General features: G+C 67.9%; 13 protein-coding genes. 1 reads left to right on the forward strand and 12 read right to left on the reverse strand.

Going from position 1 to position 18,957, the window contains the following annotated elements; genetic code table 11:
* Positions 1 to 31: 31 nt before the first annotated feature.
* Positions 32 to 1,348, forward strand: coding sequence for an NCS2 family permease (locus ACFX4F_RS12880; RefSeq protein ID WP_380655846.1), 1,317 nt, complete (start codon positions 32 to 34; stop codon positions 1,346 to 1,348).
* Positions 1,349 to 1,399: 51 nt separating this feature from the next.
* Here the strand turns inward: ACFX4F_RS12880 and bcsZ are convergent, their stop codons facing one another.
* The 12 genes from bcsZ to ACFX4F_RS12940 form a co-directional block, all read right to left on the reverse strand.
* The gene (bcsZ, locus tag ACFX4F_RS12885; RefSeq protein ID WP_099820334.1) at positions 1,400 to 2,536 is read right to left on the reverse strand and encodes a cellulose synthase complex periplasmic endoglucanase BcsZ; all 1,137 of its coding nucleotides are present in this window, start codon (positions 2,534 to 2,536) and stop codon (positions 1,400 to 1,402) included.
* Positions 2,520 to 6,095 (reverse strand): cellulose synthase complex outer membrane protein BcsC, encoded by a 3,576-nt coding sequence (gene bcsC / locus ACFX4F_RS12890; protein ID WP_380655850.1) that lies wholly within the window; start codon positions 6,093 to 6,095, stop codon positions 2,520 to 2,522. The genes bcsZ and bcsC overlap by 17 nt, the downstream gene beginning before the upstream one ends.
* A 3-nt stretch (positions 6,096 to 6,098) precedes the next feature.
* Entirely contained in the window at positions 6,099 to 8,471 is a 2,373-nt protein-coding gene (gene bcsB, locus ACFX4F_RS12895; RefSeq protein ID WP_099820336.1) for a cellulose biosynthesis cyclic di-GMP-binding regulatory protein BcsB, read from the reverse strand.
* A complete protein-coding gene (gene bcsA, locus ACFX4F_RS12900) occupies positions 8,468 to 11,092 on the reverse strand; it encodes a UDP-forming cellulose synthase catalytic subunit (RefSeq protein WP_099820337.1) in 2,625 nt (874 codons plus the stop codon). The genes bcsB and bcsA overlap by 4 nt, the downstream gene beginning before the upstream one ends.
* Entirely contained in the window at positions 11,089 to 11,844 is a 756-nt protein-coding gene (bcsQ, locus tag ACFX4F_RS12905) for a cellulose biosynthesis protein BcsQ (RefSeq protein WP_099820338.1), read from the reverse strand. Before bcsQ ends, bcsA begins: the two co-directional genes overlap by 4 nt.
* Positions 11,841 to 12,020, reverse strand: a complete 180-nt coding sequence (bcsR, locus tag ACFX4F_RS12910; protein WP_165787272.1) for a cellulose biosynthesis protein BcsR — start codon at positions 12,018 to 12,020, stop codon at positions 11,841 to 11,843. Before bcsR ends, bcsQ begins: the two co-directional genes overlap by 4 nt.
* Positions 12,020 to 13,648, reverse strand: a complete 1,629-nt coding sequence (gene bcsG / locus ACFX4F_RS12915) for a cellulose biosynthesis protein BcsG (protein WP_380655856.1) — start codon at positions 13,646 to 13,648, stop codon at positions 12,020 to 12,022. Before bcsG ends, bcsR begins: the two co-directional genes overlap by 1 nt.
* Positions 13,645 to 13,824, reverse strand: coding sequence for a cellulose biosynthesis protein BcsF (gene bcsF, locus ACFX4F_RS12920; RefSeq protein WP_025876682.1), 180 nt, complete (start codon positions 13,822 to 13,824; stop codon positions 13,645 to 13,647). The genes bcsG and bcsF overlap by 4 nt, the downstream gene beginning before the upstream one ends.
* A complete protein-coding gene (locus tag ACFX4F_RS12925; protein ID WP_380655859.1) occupies positions 13,821 to 15,359 on the reverse strand; it encodes a BcsE family c-di-GMP-binding protein in 1,539 nt (512 codons plus the stop codon). Before ACFX4F_RS12925 ends, bcsF begins: the two co-directional genes overlap by 4 nt.
* 244 nt (positions 15,360 to 15,603) lie before the next feature.
* Entirely contained in the window at positions 15,604 to 16,791 is a 1,188-nt protein-coding gene (gene pncB, locus ACFX4F_RS12930) for a nicotinate phosphoribosyltransferase (RefSeq protein WP_380655862.1), read from the reverse strand.
* A 101-nt stretch (positions 16,792 to 16,892) separates the two neighbouring features.
* Entirely contained in the window at positions 16,893 to 17,732 is an 840-nt protein-coding gene (locus ACFX4F_RS12935) for a glycosyltransferase family 2 protein (protein WP_380655865.1), read from the reverse strand.
* The gene (locus tag ACFX4F_RS12940; RefSeq protein WP_380655868.1) at positions 17,729 to 18,583 is read right to left on the reverse strand and encodes a glycosyltransferase family 2 protein; all 855 of its coding nucleotides are present in this window, start codon (positions 18,581 to 18,583) and stop codon (positions 17,729 to 17,731) included. The genes ACFX4F_RS12935 and ACFX4F_RS12940 overlap by 4 nt, the downstream gene beginning before the upstream one ends.
* Positions 18,584 to 18,957 lie beyond the last annotated feature (374 nt).

Consider the following 18,957-nt stretch of genomic DNA (forward strand, 5'->3'; position numbering starts at 1 on the left):
CGGCAGGGCGCGCAGGTACGAGAGATCTGCGATGTCCCTGTTCGAACGCCTGTTCCAGCTGCAGCAGCACGGCACCACCGTGCGCACCGAGCTGCTGGCCGGTGTCACCACCTTCCTGACGATGTCCTACATCGTCTTCGTCAATCCCGAGATTCTCGGCACCACCGGCATGGATGCAGGTGCGGTGTTCGTGGCCACCTGCCTGGCCGCAGCGCTGGGCTCGGTGGTGATGGCACTGGCGGCCAACTTCCCGGTGGGCATGGCCCCGGGCATGGGCTTGAATGCGTTCTTCGCCTTCACCGTGGTCGGTGCTGCCGGCCTGCCCTGGCAGCAGGCGTTGGCGGCGGTGTTCATTTCGGGCCTGGTGTTCCTGGTGCTGTCGCTGACCGGCGTGCGCGCGTGGCTGGTGTCGGGCATTCCGGCGTCATTGCGGTCGGCGATCGTAGCCGGCATCGGCCTGTTCCTGGCGATCATCGCGCTGCAGAAGTCCGGCGTGATCATCGGCAACGAGGACACGCTGGTCGCGCTGGGCCCGCTCAATTCCGCGCCGCCGCTGCTGGCACTGGGCGGCTTCCTGCTGATCGCGATCCTGGAAGCGCGGCGCGTGCGCGGCGCGATCCTGATCGGCATCCTGGCGGTGACCGCGGCCGGCTGGGCACTGGGCGATCTGCAGTACCACGGGCTGGTGTCGTTGCCGCCGAGCCTGGCACCGACCTTCATGCAGCTGGACCTGCCCGGCCTGCTGCACCACAACGGTGGCGCACCGATTGCGGTGCTGCTGCAGGTGGTGCTGGTGTTCGTGCTGGTGGAAGTGTTCGATGCCACCGGCACGCTGTATGGCGTGGTCGGCCGTGCCGGCCTGTTGAAGCTGCCGGGTGCACAGAAGCGGTTCGGCCGTGCGCTGCTGGCCGACAGCACGGCGATTGTCGCCGGCTCGCTGCTGGGCACCAGCAGCACCACCGCCTTCGCCGAGAGCGCCTCTGGCGTGCAGGTGGGTGGCCGTACCGGATTGACCGCGCTGGTGGTGGCCGCATTGTTCCTGGCCGCACTGCTGTTCTCGCCGCTGGCGGCGATGGTGCCCGGCTATGCCACCGCGCCGGCGCTGCTGTTCGTGGCTGGCTTGATGCTGCGCGAACTGGTGGAAGTGGACTGGAGCGACCTGACCGAGTCGGTGCCGGCGGCGTTGTGCGCGCTGGCGATGCCGTTCACCTATTCCATCGCCAACGGCCTGGCCTTCGGCTTCATTGCCTATGCCGCGCTGAAGGCCGGCACCGGCCGCTGGCGCGAGGTGCATCCGGCGGTGTGGCTGGTGGCGGTGCTGTTTGTGCTGCGTTACGCGTTGGAGTGAGGCGCAGCGGGGTCAGAGCCCTTTCCCGTGGAAAGGGATCTGACCCCATGGTCACCGCCAGCGCGGTTGCAGGCGTCCATCGGCGGCGAAACGCCAGCGGCCTTCCGCCCAGCCGCGACCGAACAGGGTGAGCATCTGCGAGTAGTACGCGGGCGCATCGGCACGCTGCTGTTCGGCACTGGGCAGGCTCTGCAGCAGTGCCGCCGCGCGGGCTTTTTCGCCCTGTGCCAGCAGGTAGGGCAGCAGTGCGGCACGGAACCCATAATTGCCCTCGCCCTGCCCTTTGCCGGTACGCGTGTCGACTTTCTCCCACATCGGTGCGCCATTGCGCAGGCGCTGCAGTGGGCCTGACAGGGCAGCCAGCTGGCGACGGAACAAGGGGTCACGCGGCGCGGTCATGCCAGCCCACGTGTAGCAGCGGATGGCGTCGTAGCCGCCTACAGCGCCCTTCACCGGATCAACGACGAAGGTGCCGTCCTTCCAGGCGGCCCAGTCCGGCGCGAAGCCGTGCGGACTGGTCTGCTGCAGCACGGTGACCGTGTTGTCGGCCAGGGCCTGCCAGGGACCACCGCGGTCAACCGCTGCAAAGCGCCTCAACAGCGGCAACGGCAGGTAACTGGGATTGACCCGTGTGGCGCCGTCCTCGATGAATCCCTGCGGCCCCGGCAGCAGCATCGGCCCCAGCGTGGGCAACTGCACGATCTCGCGTGCACGCACCTGTGCCAGCATGCCTTCGGCGATGGCCTGCAACGCGGGGCGTCGCCACAGGCGCGCGGCTTCCAGCAGTGCGTAGGCCAGCCACAGATCCGAATCGGATGCGGAATTTTCGTCCAGCAGGCCCCAGCCGTCTTTGTCCTTGCGGCCCCACAACCAGCCGGGCAGGCGCACGGACATGTCGCCACCGGCGAGATTGTCCTGCGTCCAGGCCAGGAGGCGGTCGAACAGCGCAGGATCGTTGTCGACCAGCGCAAAGAACAGTGCGTAGGACTGACCTTCCGATGTGCTGCGCTGATCGTCCTGGCTGCGGTCGATCATGCGCCCATCGCGGCTCAGGCTGCTGTCCTGCAGAACCTGCCAGGCCGGCCAGCGGGTTGCGGCGAGCGCACGGCCGCCGACGCTGCCCAGCAACGGCAGCAGGACGGCGGCCTGCAGCAGGCGGCGGCGTTGCGGGTCAGCGGAATTCGCCATACGGCACCAGCGGAGAGACGGGCAACGGCAGATTGCCCTGCCACGGTTTGAAGGAATAGCGCAGGTAGAGCTGGAACGTGTTCGGCGAGAAATCGCGGCTGCGCTGCAGGGTGCCGGCCGCACCCAGCACGACGTGATCCCCCAGGCGCCGCTCCACTGCGGCATACAGGCGATAGCCGGTACCGGTGCTGCTGCCGTCGGTGGTGTACAGGCCATCCGGGTCCAGCCGCAGTGGACCGTACTGCGATTCCAGCTGTGCGATCACGCGCTGGATCAGGGCCTCGTCGGGGAAGCGGCTGATCGAGCGGGTGCGTGCATTGGAAACGCTGACCGAACCATCCACGCGCACCGACCAGTCATCGTTGCGCCAGGCGAAGCCCACCGGCAGGCTCAACGAAGCGTAGCGCTGCGGACTGTAGTAGCCGCCCTGCCCCAGCGAATAGCCGCCGAGGTCCTTCTGGTAGCGCCAGTACATCGCGCTGGTGCCCACATCCAGGCGCATGTCCGGGCGTTGGATCAGCTTGTGGTACCAGCCAACCATCGCCCGCGCACGGGTGTTGTCCACCACGTTGTGCCCGGTCAGCTGGTGCCAGCTCCAGTTCGACCACACGCCGTTGCGCCCGCCTTCGTCATAGCCGAGGCTGAAGGTCACGCCATTGGCGGTGACACCGCCCCAGGCAATGCCGCTGCGTGGATCGATCGCGCCGGCCTGCGACAGCAGTGAATTGGTCATCGGCCGCCGCGATACGGTCGCTCCCCAGCCCAGCCGGCCGAGGTCACCATTGAGGGTGACGCCGCCCAGCCAGTTGCCCACCACGTAGTTGGACGGGGAATGGCCGATATCGAAATTCCAGCGATCATCCAGGGTGCGCCAGCCCACGGCAAAGCCGGCTCCCGAATTGCGCCGCTGGTGTACGTCGCGGGTGCAGCCCGGGGCCTGCAGGCGCGTACCGTCGGCCTGCAGCAGGCCCAGGTCGCAGCTGCCGAAATCATCGCTGTAGGCGCCATCGGCATCGGCCTGGAAACTGCCTGCGTCGAAATGCACCTGTTCGATACGCGCCCAACCCAGGCCGCCAGCGAACGGTGCGTCAAGATGGGCGATGCGGGTGTCGCGCGTTAGTTGCGAGATGCCGGGTGTGCCGTCGCTGCGGCGGCCGGAATCCTGCATCACCGTCAGCGTCGGGTTCTCCTGCTGGTACAGGGTGTCCACGTCGCTGCGCAGGCTGCGCCGCAACCAGTCGTCACTGGCGGTTTCGCGGCTGGCCAGGGTCAACGCGCGGTTGTCGCGCGGCTGCGCCTGCGAGGGCGCGATCAGGCCGTTGTCGGCCATCGCCCGTGCGTACATGTCCAGCGCCTGCTGCGGATCCTCGCGGCGCACAAGCCGCGCCGCATCGCGCCAGGACTGCGCGTCCGCTCCGCTCTGGCGGGCAAGCAGCGCGCGCAGGATCTGCAGCGCCTTGGCGTCTTCATGCAGGTCGGTCCAGATGTTCGCCAACTGGCGTTGCTGGCCGATCGCATCATCGGCCACCACGGGCGGCGCGTCGTGCATCTGCCGGCGGGCGCTGGCCAGATCGCCGGTGCCGATCCAGGCCTGCACCTGGCCCAACTGCGCATCGAGGTTGTCTGGCTGCACCGCCAGCACCTGCTGGTAGTAGTGCAGTGCCTGTACGTGGTCGCCACGCAGGCGCGCCCATTCGGCCAGGATCAGCTGGTTGTCCGCGCTGGGGGGCTGTTGCTGCAGCAGGGCGATGGCTTCTGCTTCCCGGCCCTGTGCGCGCAGCTCCCACAGATGATCGATCAGCTGCTGTCGCTGCAGGCGTGCTGACAATGCGCGCATGTCATCGTCCCACTGCGCACGCGGCACGCCATCGAGCACGGCCAGCGCCTGCGGCAGGCGGTCGGAGCCTGACAGGTACAGCGCCTGCGCGTAACGCGCTTCCATGCCGGCATTGCGCGCAGCCATATCGGCAATCACGGCATCCGCTTCAATCTGCTGGCCGGCTGCCCGCAGTTCATTGCCCAGCGCATACGCCAGCCAGGCATCGCCGGGCATCTCGCCGCGCAGCTCTCGCCCCAGCGCGATGGCGGCATTGGCATCGCCGGTGGCGAGCGCCTGCTCGCGACGCTCGCGCAGGCGATTGATCTGCAGCTGGCGCAGGTCTTCGGCGTACAGCTTGCGCTGCGCTGCAGGCAAGGCGTTGATGAAGGCTTCCAGGCGCTGTGGATCGGTGCGGCCATACAGCTGCACAAGCTTGCGGATCACATTGGCATCGCGTGGGGCGATCCGCCGCGCGGCCTGCAGCTGTCGCTCGGCGGACGCATCGTCGCCACGCGCCACCGCTACATCGACCAGGCCGAGGAGGGCGTTGACCTCGCGTGGCTGTTGCCGGCGAGCCTGCGAATAGAACGCCTCGGCCTCATCAAGCCTGCCCTCGGCCAGTGCGGTGTCGGCCTGGTCCAGCAGCAGCCAATAGCGGGTGCTGGTGATCAGGTCGCGCCATCTGTCGCTGGTATCACCGGCGGGCGTGGCCTGCACGGCACGCTGGAAGTACGCGATGGCCTGCTCGCGGCGCCCTTGTCGCATCAATGCCAGGCCCAGCCCACCGAGGAATTCCGCTTCGCGCGGATAGCCGCGCAGCGCCTGCAGGTACGCGCGTTCGGCATCGGCATTGCGACCGGCATCAAGCTGTTGCTGGGCACGCAGGCCGGCGCGCCAGGCCGGGTCGCTCACCCGTTTGTGCTGTTCGGCATAGCGCTCGCGCACCAGCGCGATATCGCTGAAGGTGGGATTGCGGGTGATGAATTCCTGCAGGCGGCGCACGTTGCGCTCGTCGGCGGGCTGGTCCTGCAGGTAGCCCCACTCGGCGTCCGCGGCCAGCGCGCGCGCTTCCGGATTGCGTCCCATGCGCTGCAGCGCGGCCAGCGCATCGCTGTCACGACCGGCCGCGAACAACAGTTGCGACAGGGTCTGCAACAGGGTGGTGTTGCCGGGATAGGTGCGATCCAGCGCCGTCAGTGCGCGGATCGCTGCATCGCGGCCGCTGGCCTGCGTGCCCCGCAGGCGCCAGTACTCCAGGCCCAGTTGCAGCCCCGGTGGATCGTCGTTGAACAGGCGGCGGTAGATCGCCAGCGCTTCTTCGCTGCGGCCACCGGCGGCGAACAGGCGCGCCTGCTGCAGTTCCTGCTGCAGGTCGCCCCGGTAGGCACGCCACAGGCGCTCGCCGGCGGCCAGTTCGCGGGTGCCAACGCCGAGCTGCCGCAGCCGTTGCAGGGTCGCATCGGCGTCCTCCATTTTCTGCTGCGACAGCTGCACTTCCAGGATCGCCAGCAGGGTGCTGCGATCGTCCGGCGCCAGCATGCGCAACCGCGCCAGGGCATCTTCGATCAACCCCTGGCGGCCGCTGGCCTCACCGATGCGCACCTGCTGCAGCAGCCATTGCCGCTGCTCGGCAACCGTGCCGCCGGGCGTATCCGGCAGCGCCTGCGCCGCGCACGGGCCGGCCAGCCCGATCAGGGCCAGGCCGGAGGCGGCGACCAGCGAAGACGGCGTGCGCACCATCAATCAGTGCCCCGGATCCAGCCGCTTGGCCGCCACCCAGCGCAGCACCCGCCAGAACAGGAAGGCCACCATCAGCACCACCACCGTGGCCAGTACCGCCAGCAGCGCGGGGTGATCAGCCAGGTGGTACCAGAGCAGCAGCCACCACGGCAGCGCGCCCACGTAGTAATGGTCGCCGACGAACTGGCTGTGGATGCCCGAACTGCGCAGGATCGCCACCGAGCCGGCAATCGCCTGGCGCTTGCCGGTATCGCTGAGTGCGTCGTCGAGCAGGCCGTAGTCGGCGGCATTGCTGGCTGCCAGCGAGACGATGCTGCGCTGCGCATGATGCGGCGACTGCAGGCCGATGATCGCCGCGAAGGGCGCTTCGGCGGTGACCGCCACCTGGGTGACCGCCGGATCACCGGCGCGGCTGCCGCGACGGGCCTGCTCCATCGCCAGCTGGGGCGACGGTGACTGGCCATTGAGCAGGCGCGTGCGCTGGTCATCGATCAGCAGCGACAACTGATCGCTGCCGCGCAGTTCGGCCGGCATTGCACCCAGCATCAGCAGGTCGGCATCCATCGCGCTGGCCTGCTTCCAGTCATCGGACAGGCGCAGGCCATAGGCCGGGTATCCGGTCTGCACGCCCAGGCCCCCCACCAGATTCAACAGCAGGCTGACCTGCGATTCGCTTGCCGTTGCCGGCACCAGCACCACTGTCTCGGACAGATCGGCCATGCGGCTGAAGGGGAATCCACTAAGCGCGAATGCGGACAGGTCCGGCAGGCCCATGTAGTGGTGGAAACCGGAGAAGTCGATGGTCGAATCTTCTTCGATCGCCGCCTGCAGGTTCGGCGGCAGCACGGTCTGGCAGTGGTCGCGCTGGGCGCTGCCCATCACGCTGGCGAAGTTGAAATCAAAGCGCAGCTGGTTGCGATCACCCAGCTTGAGCGAGGGAATCAGCAGGCGGCCGTCGTCGGCACCGGCGTCACCGGCCAGCACCGGCAGGCGGATTTCCTCCAGGCCCTGCTTGCCGTTGCGACGCACCAGCGGGAAGCTGGAAATGAACTGTTCGTTGATTGCGACGCCCAGTCGCGATTCATCGCTGCCGAACGGCGGCGTGTAGCGGTAACGCAGGTTCAGCGGAATGCCCTGGTTGCGCCAGATGAAAAGATCCGGTGGCAGGTTGAGGTTGACCGTGATCGGCTGCGGAGACACCCCGTTCGCATGCAGCTGCTGGGGATAGTCGAGCAGTTCGGCCAAGCGCACGGCACGATCGGTACGCACCCAGTTCGGTGCGTCGTACGGCTTGCGTGGGGCCAACGGCTTGACCTCATCGATGCTGACCTGGCTGCCACGGAACAGCGCGTTGCCCGCCGCCATCGCCGCCACCGCCTTCTGCAGGTCGTCGTCGTTGCGGCCCAGCACCAGCAGCAGTTTGCGCTGCGGGTCCTCCGGCAGCGCCATCAGTTCAACCACCGGGCCCTTCACCGGTGCATGGTTGGCGATCACCGGCGGGAACTTGCCATTGACCGCCAACACCACGGCATGACCCTGCGCCGGCAGTTGGCCGAAGCTGACCGGGAAGCGTGCCTGCCGCCACCAACCGGCCAGGCTGCCGAAATAGGAGGCCATCACTGCACCGGCGCGTTGCTGGGCCAGCGTCGGTGCGGCACCGAACACCACCGGCAGCTCCAGCCGCGCGGTGTCGCGCGGATCGAAGAAGGGCAGCGGGAAGTTGGCCAGGTCGTCCTGCATCGCCAGCGGTTGTCCGCCCAGGCGCAGCGTGCTGTTGCTGGACAGGTTCACCCACAGCGAGCTGTGGGTGGGTTCTTCGCAGATGTCGGTGTAATGGCCGACAAACTCCAGCCGCACCTGGTTGAAGTCGGCGATCAGGCGCGCATCCAACGGTAGCTTGGCCTGCACCGGGCGGCCAAGCTGGTCGTTGCTGATCGGCACTACCCCCATCAACGCGTCGTTGAGATAGACCCGCAGATGCGACAGGGTCGGCAGCAGCGACGGCGACGGCGTGAAGCTCAGGTCCAGCTCGGCTTCGCGGGCCAGGCGATCGCGGCGTACCTGGAATTCGAAGGTGGTCGCGTTGCGCACGCCCGACAGGAGCGTGTCCTGGCGACGGCCCAACTGGGCGAACGTGCTTTCGCGCTGCCAGGGCCACGCACTGCCTGCCCAGGTCTGCGGCAGTGCGGCTTCACTGCGCTGCGCAGGAACTGCTGCAGCCGCAACCGGCGTCGGCACCGCGACCTGTGCTTGCGGGGCGGCCGGCGTGGGGCTGGTGGCGGATGCCGGCACGGGGGCCGGCGCACTGTTGCCCGAGGCCACAGGCAAGGCCAGCAGAGGCAACAGCAGCCAGCGCAGAGAGGACGGAATGCTCATGGACGAAGCCCTGGATCAGCGGCTGGGTCAGCCGGGTGGGATGGAAGCGGACGTTGCGGGGCGAAACTGGCCAGCCAGCGCAGCAGGCGACGGTTCCAGTGCGCGGGGCGGTCGAGGTCGAACGGTGCGAAATCGCCCATCCGCCGGTAACCGCGCCAGCCAAGCACCAGCACGCTCCACAGGCTGCGTGGCAGGCTCTTGGGCTGGTAGCCGGCGTGCCAGTCGAGCCACGCATCTGCGCGGGCGAAGGTGCACTGGGCAAATTCCACGCGCTGGCGTTCGTTCTCGAAGGTCAGCAGCAGGCCGAGGCGGTGGCCGACGCTGCGTTGCACGCGCGCGGGGAACGCGAACTCGCGACGGCCCCGGCCCAACAGTACCTGCACCGGTTGGCCCTCAAGCAGTTGCGGGTCGTCGCCCAGCTCGATGCCGACGCCGTCGTTGGAGTAGTCCTGCATGACACCACGCAGGCGGCGACCATCGGGAACCTGCAGGGCCATCGGCAGACGCGTGGTGACGCGATGGGTGCGGCGTACCTGCTGCACTTCGGCGGCCACGGCCAGTGCCCCACCGATGATCAGCAGGTTGTACAGCACCCACAGCGAGCTGACGACCACCGTGCCACGTTCGTCGGCTGGGCCATGCATGAAACGCCAGACCGCGAAGCACAGGCCCAGCACGTTCAACAGCGCCAGCACCAGGTAAGGCCGTGCCACGCGCCAATCGAAGCGATCACCAGCCTGCGTGCCGCCCTTGTCGGTGACGTTGAACTTGCCACGCCCCGGGCTGAACAGCGCAATGGTGGTCGGCCGTGCGATGTACCAGGCCAGCACCGTCTCATACACCTCACCCCAGAAGGGGCGGCGGTACTTGCCCTGGATGCGCGCGTTGGTGAGGCTGGCGTGGGCCATGTGCGGCACCACGAACAGCAGGATCGCCAAGGCCGGCGCGTAGATGATGTAGACGTGCAGCAGCAGGAACGCCAGCGGCGCGGTGAGGAACACCAGGCGTGGAATGCCGGCGAGGAAGTGCAGCATCGCGTTCGCGTAGCAGAAGCGCTGGAACAGGCTCAGGCCCTTGCCGATCAGCGGGTTGTCGATGCGGAAGATCTGCACCATGCCGCGTGCCCAGCGGATGCGCTGGTTGACGTGCGCGCCGAGGCTGTCGGTGGCCAGGCCGGCCGCCTGCGGGATGCGCAGGTACGCCGAGTTCCAGCCGTTGCGGTGCAGGCGCAGCGCCGTGTGCGCGTCCTCGGTGACGGTCTCGGTGGCAAAGCCGCCAATGGCATCGATCGCCTCGCGACGCAGCACCGCGCAGGAGCCGCAGAAGAACGCCGCGTTCCACAGGTCATTGCCATCCTGCACCAGCCCGTAGAACAGTTCGCCCTCGTTGGGGTCGCTGCGGAACACCTGCAGGTTGCGCTCGAACGGATCGGCCGAGAAGAAGTGATGCGGCGTCTGTACCAGTGCCAGCTTCGGGTCGCGCAGGAACCAGCCACAGGAGACCTGCAGGAACGAACGCACCGGCAGATGATCGCTGTCGAAGATGGCCACCAGTTCGCCATCGATCAGGGTCAGGGCATGGTTGAGGTTGCCCGCCTTGGCGTGGCGATTGTCGGTGCGGGTGATGTAGTTCACCCCGGCGCGCTCGGCGAAGGCGCGGAACTCCTCGCGCCTGCCGTCGTCAAGAATGTGGATGCGCAGCTTGTCGGCCGGCCAGTCCAGGCCCATCGCCGCGTACACGGTGTGCCGTACCAGGGCCAGGTCTTCGTTGTAGGTGGGAATGAGCACATCCACCGTCGGCCACTGCTGGACATCGGCCGGCAGCGGCGCCGGGCGACGACGCAGCGGCCACGCCACCTGCACATAGCCCAGCATCAGCACCAGCCACGAGTAGGTTTCCGCGGCCAGCAGCACCAGTCCGCAGATCAGGTCGAAGGTGCTGTTCCAGTTCAACGTGGCCGTGTAGCGCCACCACAGGTAGCGGCAGGACACCGTCATCGACAGCACCACCAGTACCAGGGTGGCGTAGCGCCCCTGCATGCGCCGCACCAGCAGGGCGATGACCCACAGCAGTAGTACGAACACGAACTGCGCGAAGTAGGTGAACGGTTGGGTGATGCACAACACGGCCAGGCCCAGCGTGGCCAGACCGATCAGGAAGGTCAGCAGATTGCGCGTGCGCGGCGACAACGCCTGCAGGCGCTGGCTGGCCCAGGCCATGATGCGGCTGTTCCAGACCTCGTTGGGCGCATCGCGCATCGCACGCACGTAGCGCAGGTGACCACGCCCGGCAGCACCGCGCAGTTCGGCGATGCGTTGCCGGCGCGCGCGGGCCAGTCGTTGCCTGCGCTGCGATGGACGCGGCACCAGGCGCACGATCGACAGCCACACGGCCTGGATCAGCAACCGCAGCGGGTCTCCCGGGCGCCAGCGACGGTCGCCCTGCAACTGCGGGAACGCACCGCGCAGGCGCGGTGCCAGTGCCTGCCACGCCGGAGCTTCCAGGCGCAGGAACGCCCAGCCGATGGCCTGCAGCAGCCACAGCACCAGGCAGGTCGCCCACGGCGCATGGACCCGATCACGCAGGCGGCTCCAATGCAGGTAGTAGACCCGCGCGCTCATCCGTGCGCACCCTCCGCCTGCCGCCGGGCAGCCTCGGCCAGGCACCACAACGCGAGACCATCGATATCCGCCGCGGCCAGCGAATCGGCCGCATGACGGCCCAGCGGCTGCTTGCTGGCCAACGCCGCCGGCACCCGCGCATCCTCGTGCAGCGGTTGCGGCAGCAGGCGCGCAGCATGCGAGTGCAGCCACAACTGCATCAGGTCGCGCTGTACCGGTACGGCGGGATCGTAGCGATTGGCCAGAACACGGCGTGCGTCGGCATTCTGCCGTTGCAGCACCACATGGCTGGTCGGATCGACACAGGCCAGGCGCAACGGCAGAGTGCAGGCGGCGTGCTGGTTGATCGCAGCCACGTGCGCCGGCAGCCGCTGTGGCAGGTCGAACAGCAGCCAGTCGAACTGCGAGGACAGCAGCGGCATGCGCTCGGCCCAGGTTGCCGGGGCAGCCTGCAGCCACTGCTCGACCCGCAGTGCCTCGCCGAGATCGACGCGACCGTAGGGAAGCACGGCCAGGCCGGGCGCGCAGGCGAAGGCCGACGCGCGCCAGTCGCCCCCATCAAGCTGGGCGCGTGCCCAGCCGCCTGCCTCCTTGGCTGGCAGGCCCAGGTGCAGGCCCAGCATCTGGTCCGGGCTGCATTCGACCAGCAGCACGCGCTGGCCCTGCACATGCAGGGCCTGGCCCAGCGCCGCCAGCACAGTGGTCACGCCGGTGCCACCATGCACGCCCTGCAGGGACAGCACCGTACTCATGGCTGCTGCTCCAGTTCGGCCAGCAACGGCCAGCGTGCCAACGCCTGCGCGCGCTCGTTCTGCGCCGAGAAGTCCACATAGGGCATCTCCGGCATGTTCAGGCTGCGCCGCAGCAGGTCGATGTCGTCTTCCTCGACCGACAGCGTGGTGGGCACCGCGAGGATGTCGGCGGCCATCAGCGTTTGTCCTCGGGGTAAGGGCTCCAGGTCTGGCTGCCCTGCAGCTGCAGCCATGGCTTGCCGTCGTAGTCGATGACCTTGGCACCCTCGTTCTCGGACACCGACGGCGTCTGTGGCAGCCCCTTGAGCAGGCTGTTCCAGTCGCGGTCGGCCGGCGGCGACTGTGCGTTGAGCGCGTACACCCGTGCCACCAGCTCGGAGATGGCCAGGTAGCTGCTCGGCTCGGGGACATGCCGCGGGCCACCGGCGGCAGGCGCGCCCATGCCCACCAGCTTCACCCCCACCGGCACATGGGTGATCGACGGGCTGGGAATTTCGCGCATGCCCGGGATCTGCATGCGATCGCCATGCAGGGCAGCGCCGTGTTCGGGCACCACCACGATCATCGCCCGTCGTCCGCTCTTCTCCACCGCATCGACGAAACCGGCCATGTCGCCCAGTACCATCTGCGCACGCGCCTTGTAGTCGGCAGCGTTGGCACGGCCATCGGCGCCGACGATGCGGTTGCCGTCGTGCAGCGAGATGGTGTTGTAGAAAAGCGCCACCTGCTGGGTGGACTCGGCCTGGCGTTGCTTGAACCAGCTGTTCAGCACGTCGCCATCGCGACGCAACGGTGATTTGTCGAACGCCACCAGCGCGCGCGGCAGCGGATTGATGTCCATCGGCTTGGCCTGCAGGCCGCCGTACTTGGACAGCTCACCGATGAAATCGTCGAAGTGGCCGTCGTGATTCATGGCCAGCTCGCTCTGGAAGCCGAGGCGCTGCAGGTTGGAGAACAGCTGGCATTCGGCCGGCACCGGATCGAACAACGCGGTATGCGAGGTCTGCCCGCAGCTGGCGCGCAGCAGGCGGATCGCCGCGGGTCCGCTGTAGGCGGTTGCCGAATTGAAGTCGTCGAACACCACGTCCATGCGGTCGAGCAGGTTGTTCTGCCGCAGCCCCACTTCGTCCAGGTCACTCCAGGCCAGCGAACAGATGTTGAGGATGATGACGTCGAACGGCGCGCCGCTGGCCGGCGCCGGGAACGCCGTCTTCAGGCTCGACTGCTGCTGGTAGAAACTGGCCAGCCAGGCGTTGAGGTTGTCGTTGCTGGCCGGCGCCAGCTGCGCACGGCCGCCACCCGCATTGCCGGTGGCCGCCACCGCCTGGCCCGATCCCGCGACCAGCCCGGCCGGCAGCGGCAGCGCGACCACCGCCATGCCGAGCATGCCCAGCACGCTGAGGGTAGTGATGCGCAGCCACGGTTTCAGCAGGTAATAGGCCACCAGCAGCAGGGCCAGCACCGCCACCATCTGCCAGTTGATGAAGCGCTGCGCCAGTTCCAGCCAGTAGTCGGCAGAGAAATCGAGCACGCCCGGCTGCGCCAGCAATCGCTGGAACGGCGGCCACCAGGTGTCCTGGTAGTACAGCGCCACGCCCACGGGGACAGCCACCACCGTGCGCGCGATGCGCGCCCAGCGCCAACGCAACGGCACCAGCAGTGCGCCGAGGAACAGCAGGTTGGGCAGGATCTTCAGATCCAGCGCGCCCATCCAGGCCAGCACCACCTTGGACAGGAAGTACAGGTTCCAGCCACGCAGGTCGGCCCAGGCGAACGGTGATGCGGGCAATGCCTGCGGACTCATGCCGGCCTCCGCGGTGCACGCTGGCGCACGCCGGCCCGGCGCAGGTGGCGAGGCGGCAACCACCCACCGACGCGTCGGCGCAGGCCGCGCCACAGCACGCCCAGCATCGCGCCGAACGGGATCATCAGTACCGCGCAGGCGACGATCAACGTCCACAGCTGCTGGTCGGTGGTCATGCGTCGTCTCCCAGCCGCAGCGGCGTTGGTGTGGCAAATGGCGCTGCGACAACTGCGGTTACCGAGCTCGCCACTGGTTCCGCAGGCTGCGGCAGCAGTTCGGTCTCTGGATCGCTGCCGCTGGCGTTCATCGCCGCGATATCGTATTCGGCAAGCCGCTGGTAACCGTCGAACAGCTCGCGCCAGGGCAGGCGGAACAGGTTGCCCAGCGCCTGTTCGATGGCATCGCGGCGGCAACCGAACAGGAACAGGCGCACCTGTCCGCGGTATACGCAGGCCAGGTCGCCCTGGCGGCGGATGCGCAGCTGCTGCAGCGTCTGCTCGGCGCGCAGGCCAGCCACCGGCTGCAATGCCAGCACCGCACTTTCCACGGCGCTGCCGTCTTGGTCGATGCGTTCACTGGCGATCTGGCGGAAGCGTGATGCACTGACCTGGCCACTGATCGACGGTGGTCGGTGCGCACGGATCAACGGTTCCGGATCGTCCGCCAACTGGCCCTGCCAACGCTGCCGCTGCACGGTGTCGAGCAGGGTCAGCAGGCGCGGCAAAGGGGTGCGTGCAGGCACCACCAGGCTGCCACCGCACTGCAGCAACAGCCGCTCATCGGCGTAGCGCAGGCAGGGCTGCAGTTCGCGCACCACCAGCTTCAGGGCATCGCCGCGCTCACGGCGCAGGCGATGCAGCAATCGAGCCAGCGCATCGACCTGTGCGTTTTCACTGATGGCCACCACTACCGTGGCCTCGCGTGCCTGCAGTGCGGCCGGCATCAGGCCAGCCCACCCTTCGTACAGGCGCCAGGCCGACGACAACGGCGGGGCACCTTCCAGCACATCGGTCTGGGCCAGGAACAGGTCGCGGTCACTGCCGCCCTCGCCCGCCACTGACGGCGCTTCGACCTCGGGGTCGACCACGCGCTGCAGACGCTGGCCGACCTGTTCGACAGTGAAGGCACGTTGTGCGACGACGCCGTGGCTGTTGGTCCAGTAATGCAGCAACAGCTGCAGTGCACCACGGTGCGGATGCAACTGGGCGACGCCAGCGCAGCTCCGGTTCAAGGGCAACAGGCGTGGCGCGACCGTGGCCACCTCGCCATGGCACAGCAGCAACAGGACCTGAGAGGCCTGCTGCGCCCAGTGCTGCAGGCGTTGGCACCAGCGCGACAAACGCGCATCGTCCCACCCGTCCAGTGCAGCCACCGGAAACTGCACGACGCACATGCGCGTCGTGGAACCCGAAGCGCGGGGCAGATCCTCGGCAAGGCCACGCAGGGCCTGCTGCATGCCCTGATGCGAACACTGGAACATGCGCACCCGTGCAGGGCCTTGTTCGGCAGTCAGCAGGGACAGCATCGGCTCGACACCGCGCCCCAGCGTCGCCAGCACTACGTCATCCAGATCGCCCGCACCGGTCAGCGCACTGGCGCCCAGCAGATCGGCCGGCGCGCTGCCGGCGGCAACGACCCAGTACACGCCGCCACTGCGCATTTCGACGAACTCGGCCGGCATGCCGGCAATGGCAAGATGGGGCGCCGTCACGCGTTGTTCCTTCCAGCGGCCATCGGCGGATCCATTGGCAGACTTGCAGGGTGGATACTGCAGCGAAGGGAACTCATTTGATGACGCACGTCACATTCATGTGGTTGAAACCGCATGATAACGTCGATCCTGCCGCTTGCGGCATCAAGACACGGTCAATTGCAGCCAGGCGCGAGGGCCAGCAAGCACCGCGCGCAGGCAGCCACATCCCGCTGGCCACAGCGCGGCCCCGGACCGGACTCGATCAGGCCTGGCCCGGGTCCGGCAGCTCGAACACCTGCCGCAGGTAGGACAGGTAGCCCGGGTCATCGCACATGCTCTTGCCCGGCGAGTCGCTGAGCTTGGCCACCGGCTGGCCATTGCAGCGGACCATCTTGATGACGATGTTGAGCGGGGTCGGCCCCAGATCGTTGGTCAGATGGGTACCCACGCCGAACGCCACCTGGCAGCGGCCGCGGAAGTAGTCGTACAGGCGCATCACCTTGGTGATGTCGAGTCCATCGCTGAACACCAGCACCTTGCTGCGCGGATCGACGCGGCGCTGCTGGAAGTGGGCCAGCATGCGGTCGCCCCAGTCGAACGGGTCGCCGGAATCATGGCGCACGCCGTCGAACAGCTTGCAGAAATACATGTCGAAGTCGCGCAGGAACGCGTCCAGCCCGACCACATCGGACAGCGCGATGCCGAGGTCGCCGCGGTACTCGCGTGCCCACGATTCCAGCGCCGCTACCTGCGAATCGCGCAGGCGCGGGCCCAGCGCCTGGAACGCCTGCAGGTATTCGTGGGCCATGGTGCCGTGCGGGGTCATGCCGTACAGGCGCGCGAAGTGCACGTTGCTGGTGCCGACCAGCTGCGGGCCCAGCGCATCGCGCAGCAGCGGCAGCAGGCGCGCATGCCAGTCGCGCGAGTAGCGGCGGCGGCTGCCGTAGTCGGCGATGCGGCACTGTTCGAAGCCGGGGGTATCGCGCAGCAGTGCGGCCTTGGCCTGCAGGCGGCGCTCGCCCTCGGCGAAATCGGCCGTGGTGGTGTTGCGGAACCAGACTTCGTTGATGATCGCCAGCAACGGCACTTCGAACAGGATGGTGTGCAGCCACGGACCGGTGATGTCCAGTTCGATCTCGCCGGGCGCGGTCTTCGACGCGCGCAGCTGGATGTACTTGCGGTCCAGGTGGAACAGGCCGAGGAAGTCGGCGAAATCCGGCTTCACGAAGCGCAGGCCACGCATGTAGTCCAGCTCTTCATTGCTGAAGCGCAGGCTGCACAGGTGGTCGATCTCCTCATCGATCTGGTCGATGTAGCGGGCCAGTTCGATACCGGGGGTGCGGCATTTGAAACGGTATTGAACCTGCGCGCCGGGGTGCTGGTGCAGCACCGCCTGCATCATGGTGAACTTGTACAGGTCGGTGTCGAGCAGGGACTGGATGATAGGCATGGCTGGAATTATGCGCCTGTAGGGGTGAACCGGGGGCGCCGCCAGTAGAGCCACGCCATGCGTGGATGACCCCACCCATGCAACCGAGCATGGGCTCGGCTCTACAAAGACCTGCGCAGCAGTCTCGGCACCTGCACCAGGGCATGGGCCCAGATCGCCCCCCACACCGCCAGCCGTACCGGCAACGACCGCTGCGACGCCTCGAATTTGCTGAAGTAGCGCCACAGCCCGCGATGCTTGTGCCATTCCACGAAGAACGGGCGCGAACGGCTGGACACCCCACGCACGTGGGTCACCTTCAGGTCGTTGGCGATGGCGACCACGCCGTCGGCCTCACGCACGCGACGGCACAGGTCCAGGTCTTCGGCATGCAGCCGGTAGCCGGCATCCCAGCCGCCGATGCGATCGAACAGGGTGCGCGGCATCAGCAGCAGCGCACCGGACAATGCCGGCACCTGCTGCAACGGCTGCGCCGGGTCGCGGGCAATGGCCAGCCGCGCGCCGCGCCCTGGCGAGCGCAGCATGGCAAGGAAGTCAGGATCGCGACGCCGTACCGCGTCATCGGCCTGGCCGTGTTCGTCCTCCTGCTCCACGCCCAGCAGGCTGTCGCCCACCGCATTGGCACGGTCACGCAGTGCGGCGAGGGTATCGACTTCAACCATCAGGTCGGGATTGATGAAGGCCAGCCACGGGCTGCGTGAATCGGCAACGCCCTGGTTGTTGGCCGCGGCGAAACCGGGATTGTCCGGATTGGCGATGAAGCGTACGCGCGGATCGTGGCTGGCATGGCGCTGGATGACCTCAAGGGTGTCATCCAGCGAGCCGTTGTCGATCACCCGGATCTCGGCCACGTCCTGCGCCTGGCGCAGTCGCGACAGGCAGGCATCGATGGTGCTGCCGCTCTGGTAGGTGACGACGATGGCGGCAATGGCGGCATTCAAACAGGCGGCTCCAGCGGTGATGGCGAGACGAACAGGTCGCCCTGCCCGCGCGGCATTATCGCCTGCTGCAGGTTGTGCTGCAGGTCCTGGCGCAACGTATGCAGCGGGTCGTGCATCAGGAAGTCAGCCAGCCGCGGCACCCAGCCCGGCCAGCGCGCGGCCAGTGCCTCCAGATCGCCGTCGCGGCTGGGCGCTTCACTGGCACGGCTGACGAAGGCGTTTTCGCACAACACGTTGCGCCAGCCGAGACCGGCCATGCGCAGGCTCAGATCGACCAGCGCCGCGTTCCAGCCCAGGTAGCTTTCTGCATCCAGGCCGCCGGCACGCCGCCGCGCATTGGCGCGCACCAGCACCGCATGGGTGACTGCCGAGGGGAGTTCGGGATGCAGGGTCGGCAGTGCGGCGCAGACGTGGGCCAGCAGCGCCGGGTCGTCCGGTTCGGGGTTGAGTTCACCCAGCCGTGGCCAGGCAGCGGTCTCGCCCACGTTGCACCACGGCGTGGCGGTAGCGATGGCGGCGTCACGCGCAAACGTGGCCTGCAACTGCTGCAGCCATCCCGGTGCAGGCACGCTGTCCGGGGCCAGCACCGCGACGTCCAGGCCATCGCAGGCACGCAGCATTTCGTCCAGGTGGGCAACCTCGCCGAGGGGTCTGGCGCGGCGGGTGTATTCGGCCTGCAGCGGGGTATGTGCCAGCCAGTGTTCGACCACTGCCTGTGCACGTGGCCCGGCCTGCGCGTCATCGCCCAGCCAGATCGATGTACCCGCTGCGGTACCGGCATCAAGCGCGGCCAGGCAGCGGTCAAGTACCGCGTCGTCCACGCCCAGCGGCAACAACACGATCGCCCCCATCCCGCCTCCGTGGTTGTCGGTGGCCACAGCGTAGCATCGGGTGGGTGTCGGCCGGGTTGCACCCGGCACCCGCAGAGGCCGCAGCAACGGCGACAGCAACAGCCGAAGCGGGTTTCCTGTGGGTCGGCCGGGTTGCACCCGGCACCTGCAGAGGCGGCAGCAACGGCAACAGCAACAGCCGAAGCGGGTTTCCTGTGGGATGGCGGGGTGGGTCCGGTGGCGGGGGACGCCGTAAATACGTCCCTGTAGGCTCGGTCGCGCCATCCATGGCGCTCACGCCCCCGCCACCGGACACACCCCGCCTTCGACAGTTTTCCGCGAACTGTCGGAACGACTCCTGGGGTCAGATCCGTTTTCCGCAGGAAAACGGATCT

This window comes from Stenotrophomonas sp. YIM B13575, from assembly GCF_042787595.1.
Classification (GTDB): Bacteria; Pseudomonadota; Gammaproteobacteria; order Xanthomonadales; family Xanthomonadaceae; genus Stenotrophomonas; species Stenotrophomonas lactitubi_B.

Coding starts and splice junctions, on each gene's coding strand:
- ACFX4F_RS12880 (WP_380655846.1), top strand. CDS start 32: ATGTCCCTGTTCGAACGCCTGTTCCAGCTGCAGCAGCACGGCACCACC.
- bcsG (WP_380655856.1), bottom strand. CDS start 13,648: ATGAGTCCGCAGGCATTGCCCGCATCACCGTTCGCCTGGGCCGACCTG.
- bcsB (WP_099820336.1), bottom strand. CDS start 8,471: ATGAGCATTCCGTCCTCTCTGCGCTGGCTGCTGTTGCCTCTGCTGGCC.
- bcsZ (WP_099820334.1), bottom strand. CDS start 2,536: ATGGCGAATTCCGCTGACCCGCAACGCCGCCGCCTGCTGCAGGCCGCC.
- bcsR (WP_165787272.1), bottom strand. CDS start 12,020: ATGGCCGCCGACATCCTCGCGGTGCCCACCACGCTGTCGGTCGAGGAA.
- bcsC (WP_380655850.1), bottom strand. CDS start 6,095: ATGGTGCGCACGCCGTCTTCGCTGGTCGCCGCCTCCGGCCTGGCCCTG.
- bcsA (WP_099820337.1), bottom strand. CDS start 11,092: ATGAGCGCGCGGGTCTACTACCTGCATTGGAGCCGCCTGCGTGATCGG.
- bcsQ (WP_099820338.1), bottom strand. CDS start 11,844: ATGAGTACGGTGCTGTCCCTGCAGGGCGTGCATGGTGGCACCGGCGTG.
- pncB (WP_380655862.1), bottom strand. CDS start 16,791: ATGCCTATCATCCAGTCCCTGCTCGACACCGACCTGTACAAGTTCACC.
- bcsF (WP_025876682.1), bottom strand. CDS start 13,824: ATGACCACCGACCAGCAGCTGTGGACGTTGATCGTCGCCTGCGCGGTA.
- ACFX4F_RS12940 (WP_380655868.1), bottom strand. CDS start 18,583: ATGGGGGCGATCGTGTTGTTGCCGCTGGGCGTGGACGACGCGGTACTT.